Raw genomic sequence first — 11,169 nt, 5'->3', positions numbered from 1 at the left:
GGCCGGTCCCGGGGCGACGGCCCGCGCCCGGGACCGGCCCGGCTCGACGCTCGCGCGACGGCGGGGCGGGACGGCGGTGCAGCCGCACGACGGCGCGGCGTCACCGCGGTGCAGGAGGGCCGCTCAGTGCTGCAGCGCCGCCTCCTTCTCGCTCTCGGCACCGGCCCGGATGTGCCGGGTGACCCACGGCGCGATCGCGAACATCCCGCCCGCGAAGACGAGCGCGACCAGGCCGATGCCACCGAAGTAGGCGGTGTCGCTCGCGCCCTCGGTGACCTGGACGAGCTGCGCGGTGATGGCGTTGCCCGCGGCGGGCGCGAGGAACCACAGCGCCATCGCCTGGCCGCGGAACGCCTTCGGCGCGAGCAGGGTCGTCGCGGCGAGCCCGACGGGCGACAGGCACAGCTCGCCGACCGTCTGGACGAGGTAGACGACACCCAGCACCCACGGCGGGGACTTCTCGTCGGCGAAGTACGCCGACGCCCCCGCGAGGAAGACGAACGAGAGCGCGGCGAACGTGAGCCCGATCGCGAACTTCACGGCGGTCGGGGGCCGGTCGTCGAGCCGGACCCACAGCCACGCGAAGAACGGCGCCAGCAGGATGATGAGCGCCGGGTTGATCGACTGGAACACCTCGGGCGACAGCGTCCGGCCGAGCACGTCGAGGTCCGTCCGGTTCTCGGCGTAGGCGGCCAGGGTGCTCGCGGCCTGCTCGAAGATCATCCAGAACAGCATCGCGGCGACGAACAGCGGCACGTAGGCGCGCAGCCGGGACCGCTCGTGGTCGGTGACCTTCGGCGAGCGGAACATGACCCAGAGCGTGGCGACGGGTGCGGCGAACGCCAGGTAGGACAGCGCGTCGACGAAGGTCGTCGCGCCGAACCCACCGCTGACGGCCCACGCGATCGCGAGGGCGACGAGCACGCCCACGAGGATCGCGAGGACCGTGCGGGTCACCGCGGGCCGGTCCGCCGGGGTCAGCGGGTTGGGCGCGACGTCGCCCGCGCCGCCGAGCAGCCCGCGGCCGAGCACGAAGAACACGAGGGCGATGCCCATGCCGACCGCGGCGACCGCGAAGCCCGCGTGGTAGCCGCCGATCGCGCGCGCGACGCCGACGAGGATCGGCGCGAGCAGCGAGCCGATGTTGATGCCCATGTAGAAGATCGAGAACGCCGAGTCGCGGCGCGAGTCCTCACGGCTGTAGAGCTCGCCGACCATGCTCGACACGTTGGGCTTGAGCAGCCCGGTGCCGAGCGCGACGAGCATGATGCCGAGGTAGGAGAACCCCGCGCCGGGGATCGTGAGCGACACGTGGCCAGCCGCGATGACGATGCCGCCGTAGAGCACCGAGCGCCGCGCGCCGATGACGCGGTCCGCGAGCCAGCCGCCGATCACCGACAGCAGGTACACGCCGGTCCCGTACGCGGCGACCATCGCGGTGCCGAGCGTGTCGTCGAGCCCGAGGCCGCCGTCCGCGACGGTGTCCGTCAGGTAGAACAGCAGGATGGCGCGCATCCCGTAGTAGCTGAACCGCTCCCACAGCTCGGTGTTGAACAGGGTGAACAGCCCGAGCGGGTGCCCGAAGAACGCCCGGTCCCGCGGGACCTGCCGTCGTCCGACGGGGCTTCCCGACTCCTCGCCCGACTCCTCGCCCGGCTTGCGCAGCGCGCTCGCGCCCGACGGCTCCGTCTGGTCGCTCATGGGTTCATGGAACCGCCGACGGCCGTCCCGCACCACCGGTCGCCCGTCCTGAGCGGCGCGGATACCGTCGCCGGGTGCCCACGATCCACTGGTTCCGCCGCGACCTGCGCCTCGCGGACAACCCGGCGCTCGTCGCGGCGGTCGAGGCCGCGCGGCACGCCGACGACCAGGTCGTGCCGCTGTTCGTCGTCGACGACGTGCTGTGGTCGTCGTCCGGTGCGCCGCGCCTGGCCTACCTCGCGCGGTCGCTGCGTGCGCTCGACGAGGCCCTCGACGGACGGCTCGTCGTGCGGCGCGGCCGCCCGGCGGACGTCCTGCCCCGGCTCGCGCGCGAGGTGTCGGCGGCGTCGGTGCACGTGACCGCGGCGACCGAGCCGTACGGGCGGCGACGCGACGCGGCCGTCGGTGCGGCGCTCGGCGAGGTCCCCCTCGTCGCGACCGGTTCCCCGTACGCCGTGGCGCCGGGCCGGCTGACGTCGGGGCAGGGCACGCCGTACGCGGTCTTCACGCCGTTCCGCCGCGCGTGGCTCGACCACGGCTGGTCCGCCCCCGCTCCGCGTCCGCGCGCGGTGCCGTGGGCGTCGGTGCGCGGCGACGGCGTCCCGGGCGCCCCGGAGACGTCCGTCCGGCTCCCTGCGGCGGGCGAGGCTGCGGCCCGTCGGCGCTGGGCCGACTTCCTGCGCGAGGGTCTGGCCGACTACGACCACGACCGCGACCGGCCCGACGTGGACGGCACGTCGACGATGTCGGCGCCGCTGAAGTACGGCGAGCTGCACCCCCGCACGCTCCTGGCCGACCTGGCCGCGCTGTCCCCCGCGGAGCGGGGCACCGCGTCGGTCGCGACGTACCGCTCGGAGCTCGCGTGGCGCGAGTTCCACGCCGACGTCCTGTGGCACCACCCCGGCGCGGCCCGGCGGTCGTTGCGCGACGTCGTCCCGGAGGACGCGTGGGCGACGGGGGCGGCGGCGGACGCGGCGTTCACCGCGTGGACGCAGGGCCGGACCGGGTACCCGGTGGTCGACGCGGGGATGCGGCAGCTGCTCGCGACGGGCTGGATGCACAACCGCGTCCGCATGGTCACGGCGTCGTTCCTGGTCAAGGACCTGCACCAGCGCTGGCAGCGGGGGGCCGACCACTTCCTCGCATGGCTCGTCGACGGGGACGTCCCGCAGAACCAGCTCAACTGGCAGTGGGTCGCGGGGACGGGCCGGGACGCCGCGCCGTACTTCCGCGTCTTCAACCCCGTGCTGCAGGGCAAGAAGTTCGACCCCGACGGCGACTACGTGCGGCGCTGGGTGCCCGAGCTGCGCGGGATCCCCGGCGGGGCCGTCCACGAGCCGTGGCGGCTGCCCGCCGGGGCTGCCCCCGACTACCCGGAGCGCATCGTCGACCACGCCGCCGAGCGCGAGGCCGCGCTGGAGGCGTACGGCCGGATGCGCTGACCGCTAGACGGCGACCTCCGCGCGGGCGGCGCGCGGCTCGTCGTCGACGACCGCGTCCGCGAGCGCGGTGCGGGTCGCGGCACCGGTGTCCCGCAGGTGGCCGGCGAGCGCCAGGACGAGGCCGAGCGCGGCCCAGGCGCCCAGCACCAGCCACTGCGTCGCGGTGCCGGCGGCCGGGAAGTACGACTCGCTGCGCAGCAGGGTCGCGGCGGCGCCGGGCGGCATCCACTGGCCGACCGCACCCCACGGCGCGGGGAGCATCTGCCAGGGCATCGCGGCGGCGGCGAGCGGGTTGGCGACGAGCAGGAACAGGACAGGCCCGATCGCGATGCCGCGGCGTCCGACGAGCGAGGCGAACCCGACGACGACCCCGGCGATCGCGAGGATCGTCAGCGCGACGACGCCGGTGTTCACCAGGAACGAGCCGCCGAGGACGCCGAACCAGGACTGCAGGACGCCCACGATCGCGAGGCCTCCGACGGCGGAGTACGCCAGGACGGCGGCGACGCGGCGACGGACGCCCACGACGGCGAGCGCGATCCCGATGCCACCGACCATGCCGCCGAGCACGAGCGGGAACGTTGCGGCGCCGAGCACGATGCCGCGCGGGTCGCCGGCGTTGAGGGGCACGACGTCGGTGACGGTGACGGTGACGGCATCGCCGGTCGCGGCGGTGGCCTGGGCCTGCAGGACGGGCGCGAGGGCGGCGAGCTGCTGGGCGACCATCGGGCTCGCGGCGGACGCGGTGAGGACCTCGGGCTGCGGGCCCAGGACGACGGCGCCGTAGACGTCGCGCGTCTCGATCAGGTCGACGGCGGCGTCCCGGTCGGCGGCGGTGACGACGTCGAAGACGCCGGGCGCCTGGGCCTCGATCCCCTGCGTGAAGGGCGCGGTGGCCTGGGGCGGGCCGGCGACGGCGACGGGCAGGTCGCGCGGCTCGGCGGTGACGGACGGCCAGAGGAACGCGAGCGCGACGACGGTGAGGACGGCGGCGAGCGCGGCGGCGACGGCGACGACGTGCCGCCAGGGGGTGTGCGGTGCGGCGACGGTGCGGGACATGGTGGACTCCTCAAAAACGAATGTTCGTTCGTTGTTGAGCCTGGACCCCTTCCGTCCGGCTTGTCAAGAACGATCATTCGTTTTTAGGGTGAGGGGTGCCCAAGGTCACCGAGGAGTACCGCGCCGCCCGCCGCGACGAGATCGCCGACGCAGCCCTGCGCGCGTTCCGGCGGACCGGCTTCCAGGCGACCTCGATGGCCGACATCATCGCCGAGTCCGGGCTGTCCGCCGGGGCCATCTACGGCCACTACCCCAGCAAGAGCGCGCTCGTCGTCGGCGTCGCCTCCCGCATCGTCGGTGCCCGCATCGACGACATCCGGGACCTCACGGACGCCAGCCCCATGACGCCGCCGCCCGCCGTCGTCCGCGTGCTCGTGGCGGCGATCCGGCGCGAGGTCGGCGACCCGGCCGTCCTGCTCCAGCTCTGGGGCGAGGCCGTCACCGACCCCGAGATCGCCGACCTCGCGATCGGCACCGTCGGTCGGCTCAAGACCGCGCTCAGCCGGTACACCTCGCTGTGGCACCAGCGCACGCACGGGTTGACCCCGCAGGAGGCCGACGCGCTCGGCGCCGAGCAGGTCCCCCTGCTGCTCAGCGCGGTCCAGGGGTACGTCATCCAGTCGACCGTCGACGCCGCCTTCGACGGCGAGGCGTACCTCGCGGCCGTCGAGCGCTACCTGCCCCGCTGACCCGGACGCCGACCCGAGCCGGCAGGCGTCACGGCTCGACCTGCGTCGCCCGGTACTCGTCCTCGAGGATCGACATGTCGATCGCGTCGCACCAGCCGTCGCCGTCCCGGTACGCGTCGCGCCGACGCCCCTCCACCCGGAACCCGAGGTTCTCGTAGAGCGACTTCGCCCGGGCGTTGATGCTCAGCACGTCGAGCTCCACGCGGTGCAGGCCCAGCCCGTCGAACGCCAGCCCGAGCACGAGCTGGATGCCCTCCGTGCCGTACCCGCGACCCCGGTACGCCGGCCGCATCGACAGCCGCAGGTTCGCCTTGCGCACCACGTCGTCGATGTCGTTGAGCACGATCTCGCCGAGGAACTCGTCGCTGCCGTTCGCGGTCACCGCGAAGTCGTAGCGCCCCTCCGCCGTCGCCCGGCTCGCGCACCACGCGTCGATCTGCTCGCGCGTGAACGTCGCCGTCGTGCCCGTCAGGCGGTTGCCCTCGGCGTCCGCGAGCATGTCCCACATCGCGTCGGCGTCGTCCGGGCGGACCGGCCGGAGCACGATCATCTCGCCCTGCAGCGTCGGCTTGTCCACGTCCCGCTCCCGTCCGGCCCGCCCCGACGGACGCGCCTCGACGATCGTAGGCAAGCCGTGTGACTGCCGTGTTGCGGCGCACCGACGAACCCGGTGCGCCGCACGCACGGCACGGCACGCGTCAGGACAGGCGGACGGACCCGCCCTCGGAACGGACCTCGGCTCCCCCGGCGACGCGCGCCCGGAACGGCCGGGCGGGCTCGGCCGTCACGGTCACCGCGTCGTCGCCGCGACGCACGTGGTAGACGACCTCGGCGCCCGACGACGGGTCGGTCACCACGACGTCGCGGTCGCCGCCGCCCGGGTACACCGTGACCAGCGGGTCGTCCGCGTAGTCGTAGTCGGGCCGGTCGTCGCGCGAGCCCGTGACGAGGACGGCACCGTCGCGGACCCACAGCGGCACGCTGGTGACGTCGTGAACCTCGTCGCGCCAGCCTCCGGCCGCACGCTCCCCCGTCAGCAGGTTCGTCCAGCCGCCCGCGGGCAGGTAGTACCGGACGCGCCCGTCGGCCGACAGCACGGGTGCGACGAGCAGGTCGTCGCCGATGAGGTACTGCCGGTCGAGGTGCTCCACCGCGGGGTCGTCGGGGAACGCGACGACCATGGGCCGCGTGAACGGCAGGCCCGTGCGATGGACGTCGAGGCCCACCTGGTACAGGTACGGCATGAGCGACAGCTTGAGCCGCGTGAAGCGTCGGGTGACCTCGACGGCGCTCTCGCCGGGAGCCGAGGGCGACTCGTCGAACGCCCACGGCACGCGGTAGCTCGTCGACCCGTGCAGGCGCGAGTGGCTCGACAGCAGGCCGAACGCGACCCACCGCTTGAACACCTCGGGGTCGGGCTTCCCCTCGAACCCGCCGATGTCGTGGCTCCAGAACCCGTAGCCCGACATCGACAGCGACAGCCCGCCGCGCAGGCTCTCCGCCATCGACTCGAACGACGACGAGTTGTCGCCGCCCCAGTGCACCGGCAGCCGCTGGCCGCCCGCCGTGCCCGAGCGCGCGAACACCACCGCGTCACCGAGCCCGCGCTCCTCCTCGAGGACCTCGAAGACGGCGGCGTTGTACAGGTGCGCGTAGAGGTTGTGCATGGCCTCGGGGTCGGACCCGTCGTGCCAGACGACGTCCGTCGGGACGCGCTCGCCGAAGTCCGTCTTGACGGCGTCCACGCCCTGCCGCAGCAGCCGGCGCACGTAGTCCTGGAACCAGCCGGTCGCCTCGGGGTTCGTGAAGTCGACGAGCGCCATGCCCGCCTGCCACATGTCCCACTGCCAGACGGACCCGTCGGGCCGCCGGACGAGGTAGCCGCGCGCGACACCCTCGTCGAACAGGCGCGACGCCTGCGCGATGTACGGGTTGACCCACGCGCTGACGCGCAGCCCGCGCTCGTGCAGCCGCGCGAGCATGCCCTCCGGGTCGGGGAACACGCGCGGGTCCCACTCGAAGTCGGTCCAGTGGAACTCGCGCATCCAGAAGCAGTCGAAGTGGAAGACGCTCAGCGGCAGGCCGCGCTCGGCCATGCCGTCGATGAACGACGCGACCGTCTGCTCGTCGTACGCCGTGGTGAACGACGTCGAGAGCCACAGCCCGTACGACCACGCGGGCACGACCGGCGCGCGGCCGAGCAGCGCGGTGTAGCGGCGCAGCACGTCGGCGGGCGTCGGACCGGCGAAGACGAGGTACTCCAGCGCCTCGCCGCGCACCGCGAACTGCACCTGGCCGACGGACTCGCTGCCGACCTCGAACGACACGTGCCCGGGGTGGTTGACCAGCACGCCGTAGCCGCGGTTCGTCAGGTAGAACGGCACGTTCTTGTACGCCTGCTCGGACGCCGTGCCGCCGTCGGCGTTCCACATGTCGACGCTCTGGCCGTTCTTCACCAGCGGGCCGAACCGCTCGCCGAGGCCGTACACGACCTCGCCGACCCCGAGGCCGAGCCGCCCCACCAGGTACGACGCACCGTCGACCCGCCCGTCGCGGGACACGCCCGTCTCCCCCACGGGCTCGACGGACACGGCCGCGCCGGGGCTCAGGCGTGCGCGGGCCACGCCCTGCGCGCCCGACCGCGTGAGCGGCACGCCGTCGGCCTCGAACGACAGGTCGAACGGCGCGCCGTGCCGGACCGTCGCGGTGAGCGAGCCCGTCGTGAGCGTCGCGCCCTCGACGTCGCCACCGGTCTTGCCGACCGAGCCGACCGCACCGGGCAGGTCGAACCCGGGGTGCGTCGGGGTGCCGCGGTGGTTCTCCACCCGCACCCGGACCACGCCCTCCAGGGGCGAGTCGAGCGTGACCGTGAGGACCGGCCGGTTGAGGGTGTCGCCCCTGCGGCCGATCTCCTTGGTCGGCGCGAGCACGCGCAGCGTGTCGCCCGTGTCCTGCACCTCGTACGCCTCGCGCGCCGCGAGGACCTCGACGCCCGGTCGGGCCTGCCAGAAACCATCGGTGAACTTCATGTCGTCGTCCCGTCGTCGAGGGGGGTCACATCTTCACGGCGCCGGTGGACAGCCCGGACTTCCAGAACCGCTGCAGGCTGACGAACACCACGATGATCGGGATGATCGAGATCAGCGCACCGACCACGACGAGCGTCTGCAGGCCGGGAACGGTGATGGCCGCCTGGCTCCAGCCGGACAGGCCGACCGTCACGGGCTGCAGGCGGGCGTCGCTCAGCACGAGCAGCGGCAGCATGAAGTTGTTCCAGCTCGCGATGAAGGCGAACAGCAGGATCGTCACGGCGCCCGTCGAGAGCATCCGCAGGCCGATCGAGAAGAAGATCCGCGCCTCGCCCGCGCCGTCGAGGCGCGCCGCCTCGACGACCTCCTCCGGCACGGACGCCGTCGCGTAGGTGAACGCGAGCAGCACGCCGAACGGGTACGCGAGCGTCGGCAGCAGGACGCCGATCATCGTGTTGTTGAGGCCGATCTCCACGAGCAGCGTGTAGACGGGCTGCGCGAGCACGGTCTGCGGGACGAGCATCGACGCGAGGACCAGCGCGATGACGGCGCTGCGGCCGCGGAACCGGTAGATCGCGAGCGCGTAGCCCGACGCGAGGCTGATGAGCGTCATGAGCACCGACCCGAGGCCCGAGTAGACCATCGAGTTGAGCATCCAGCGCCAGAAGATGCCGTCGTTGTACGTCGAGACGTCGACGACGTTCTGCCACAGGTTCAGCTCGGCGAACGTGAACCCCGGCGTGCCGAACAGGTCGGACGTGGACTTCGTCGACGCGACGACGAGCCAGTAGATCGGCACGAGGAAGTACAGGGCGACGAGCGCCATGAACACCCAGCCGAACACGCGGGCGCGCAGGCTCGGGCGCTCTCCCTCGCTGGTCGTGCGGCGCCGGGCCGGCGGGGTCGCGGCGGCCGCGACGACGGGCACGACGGGGGCGGTGGCGACGCTCACTGCGCACCTCGCTTCCGGTTGGTGGCCTTCTGCACGACGAGCGACAGCACGAAGATCACGAGGCCCAGGACGACGGCCATCGCCGACCCGAGGTTCGCGTCGCCGCCGAGCGTCGTCGTCTGGAAGATCGCCATGTTCGGCGTGTAGTCGCCGCTGATGTTGGACGTGATCGCGCGCATCGTCATGGGCTCGTTGAAGAGCTGCATCGTGCCGATGATCGAGAACAGGAAGGTCAGCACGAGGGACGGCGCGATCATCGGGATCTTGATGAACAGCGCCGTGCGGAGCTCGCTCGCGCCGTCGATGCGCGCGGCCTCGTAGATCTCCCGCGGGACGCTCTGCAGCGCCGAGAAGAGGATGACCATGTTGACGCCCGTGACGGACCAGACGGCCACGTTCGCGAGCGACCACAGCACCGTGCCGGGCGCGAGGAAGTCGACCGGGACGCCCATCGCGTGCAGGCCCTCGACGATCGGGCTGACGCGCGGCTGGTAGAGGAAGCCCCAGATGAGCGCCGCGACGACCGACGGGACGGCGTAGGGCAGGAACACGCTGAGCTGGAAGAACGGCTTCCAGCGGACGACCGCGGAGTCGAACAGCAGCGCGAGGACGAGCGCCAGGCCGAGCATGAGCGGCACCTGGACGACGCCGTAGCCGAGCATCCTGCCGAACCCGGCGACGAAGCCCGAGTCGCCGATCGCACGGACGTAGTTGTCGAACCCGACGAACGTCAGCGTGTTGTCGCCGCCGAAGCCGAGGCCGCTGCGCTTGACCTGGAAGAAGCTGGAGTAGACCGCCAGCAGGATGGGGGCGAGCGTGAACACCGCGAACAGCCCGAGGAAGGGTGCGAGGAAGGCGTACGGCGCCCGCCGCTGCCCCCCGCCGACGCCGCGGCGACGGCGGGGGGACGTGCGGGCGACCGTGGGGACGGCCGCCGTGGTGGTCACTTGACGTTCAGCCCCTGCGACTCGAGCTGGTCCTTGGCGTAGGCCGCGGTGGCGGCCAGTGCCTCGGCGAACGTCTGCTGCTTGTTCGCGACCTTGGCGAACTCGTCCTTGATGTTGTCCTGGACCAGGTCGTAGACCGGGCCGTCGACCCACGAGGCCGGGACGTTCTCGGCGGCCTGGACGAAGACGTCGTTGATGACCTGCCCGCCGAAGTAGTCGTTCGGCTGCGCGAGCGCCTCGCTGGCGAGCCCCGTCGTCGCGGCGGGGAACATGCTGCCGTCGGTGATGAGGATGTCGAGCGCCTCGGGCGAGGTGTTGAGCCACGTGAGGAACTCCGCCGCCTGCGCGACGTTCTCCGTGCCCGTCGGGATGACGTCGACCGACGAGTCACCGGCACCGGCGGCCGTCGAGCCCGCCTCGTCGACGGGGCTCGGCGCGACGCCCCACTTGCCGGCCAGGTCGCCCGCGTTGGCCTCGAGCAGCGCGGGGAACCACGCGGCGTAGTTGATCGTCGCGATGTTGCCCGCGTTGACCTCGGCCCAGTACTGCGGCGTCCACATGTCGACGACCTTGACCAGGTCCTCGTCGAGCAGCGTCTGCCAGCGCTCGGCGACCTCCTGGCTCGCCTCGTCGTCGACGTCCACGGTCCACGCGTCGCCGTCGATGCCGAACCAGGTGCCCTCGTTCTGCCAGACGTCGGCGATCCAGTAGCCGGTCTCGTTGGGCGACATCTGCGCGATGTACGCGTTCGGGTTCGCCGCCTTGAGCGCGCGGGCCGTCTCGAGGTACTCGGTCCACGTCGTGGGGACCGTCAGGCCGTACTGCTCGAAGATGTCGGTGCGGTACATCAGCGCGTTCGGGCCGAAGTCCTGCGGCACCGCGTACGTCTTGTCGTCGAACGTGACGTTCGCCCACGACGCCGGCGTGAACTCGTCCTCCAGGTCGCCGACCTGCTCGGTGAGGTCCGTGAGGCGGTTCGCGATGACGTGCGACGGGATCGAGTGCACGGACATCTGCACGACGTCCGGCGCGGTGCCGTTGTCGATGGCCGCCGGGATCTTCGCGCCGTCGTCGCCCGTCATCCGGAAGAAGTCGACCTGGATGTCGGGGTTCTCCTCGTTCCAGACCTCGATGGCCTGCTCGAGGCCCGTCGCCCAGCCCCAGAACTGCAGGGTGACGGCGCCGTCGCCCGAGCCCGCGGTGTCGTCCGACGACGAGCCGGACGAGCAGCCGACGAGGGCGAGCGAGGCTCCGGCCACGACCGCGGTCGCGGAGAGGAGTCGTGTGCGTCGTGCCATGGATCGCTTCCTTTCAGAGGGTGCGGCGGGCCGGGTGCGGACCGCTGCGCAG

At 72.6% G+C, this 11,169-nt stretch carries 9 protein-coding genes; 2 read left to right on the top strand and 7 right to left on the bottom strand.

Features of this window, described 5'->3' with window-relative positions; translation table 11 throughout:
• Positions 1-123: 123 nt before the first annotated feature.
• A complete protein-coding gene (locus CBZ_RS08620; RefSeq protein WP_130781160.1) occupies positions 124-1,701 on the bottom strand; it encodes a peptide MFS transporter in 1,578 nt (525 codons plus the stop codon).
• A 74-nt stretch (positions 1,702-1,775) separates the two neighbouring features.
• Here CBZ_RS08620 and CBZ_RS08615 point away from each other — a divergent pair, with 74 nt between their 5' ends.
• Entirely contained in the window at positions 1,776-3,143 is a 1,368-nt protein-coding gene (locus tag CBZ_RS08615) for a cryptochrome/photolyase family protein (protein ID WP_130781159.1), read from the top strand.
• Positions 3,144-3,146: 3 nt separating this feature from the next.
• Here the strand turns inward: CBZ_RS08615 and CBZ_RS08610 are convergent, their stop codons facing one another.
• A complete protein-coding gene (locus tag CBZ_RS08610) occupies positions 3,147-4,202 on the bottom strand; it encodes a hypothetical protein (protein WP_174768649.1) in 1,056 nt (351 codons plus the stop codon).
• A gap of 95 nt (positions 4,203-4,297) precedes the next feature.
• On the opposite strand from CBZ_RS08610, the gene CBZ_RS08605 reads away from it, so the two are divergent.
• On the top strand, positions 4,298-4,891 hold the full coding sequence (locus CBZ_RS08605) for a TetR/AcrR family transcriptional regulator (RefSeq protein ID WP_130781158.1): 594 nt from the start codon (positions 4,298-4,300) through the stop codon (positions 4,889-4,891).
• A gap of 28 nt (positions 4,892-4,919) precedes the next feature.
• Here CBZ_RS08605 and CBZ_RS08600 read toward each other — a convergent pair whose 3' ends face one another.
• The 5 genes from CBZ_RS08600 to CBZ_RS08580 form a co-directional block, all read right to left on the bottom strand.
• On the bottom strand, positions 4,920-5,468 hold the full coding sequence (locus CBZ_RS08600) for a GNAT family N-acetyltransferase (protein ID WP_130781157.1): 549 nt from the start codon (positions 5,466-5,468) through the stop codon (positions 4,920-4,922).
• Between the two features lie 121 nt (positions 5,469-5,589).
• The gene (yicI, locus tag CBZ_RS08595; RefSeq protein WP_130781156.1) at positions 5,590-7,920 is read right to left on the bottom strand and encodes an alpha-xylosidase; all 2,331 of its coding nucleotides are present in this window, start codon (positions 7,918-7,920) and stop codon (positions 5,590-5,592) included.
• 25 nt (positions 7,921-7,945) lie between these two features.
• Entirely contained in the window at positions 7,946-8,872 is a 927-nt protein-coding gene (locus CBZ_RS08590; protein ID WP_218022734.1) for a carbohydrate ABC transporter permease, read from the bottom strand.
• Complete coding sequence (locus tag CBZ_RS08585) at positions 8,869-9,819, bottom strand: carbohydrate ABC transporter permease (protein ID WP_130781155.1); 951 nt, start codon at positions 9,817-9,819, stop codon at positions 8,869-8,871. The genes CBZ_RS08590 and CBZ_RS08585 overlap by 4 nt, the downstream gene beginning before the upstream one ends.
• Complete coding sequence (locus tag CBZ_RS08580) at positions 9,816-11,117, bottom strand: ABC transporter substrate-binding protein (protein ID WP_165446705.1); 1,302 nt, start codon at positions 11,115-11,117, stop codon at positions 9,816-9,818. The genes CBZ_RS08585 and CBZ_RS08580 overlap by 4 nt, the downstream gene beginning before the upstream one ends.
• Positions 11,118-11,169 lie beyond the last annotated feature (52 nt).

This window comes from Cellulomonas biazotea (genome assembly GCF_004306155.1).
GTDB lineage: Bacteria > Actinomycetota > Actinomycetes > Actinomycetales > Cellulomonadaceae > Cellulomonas > Cellulomonas biazotea.
Note: the sequence above shows the minus strand (reverse complement) of the source record. Positions and strands in the feature narration are given on the sequence as shown.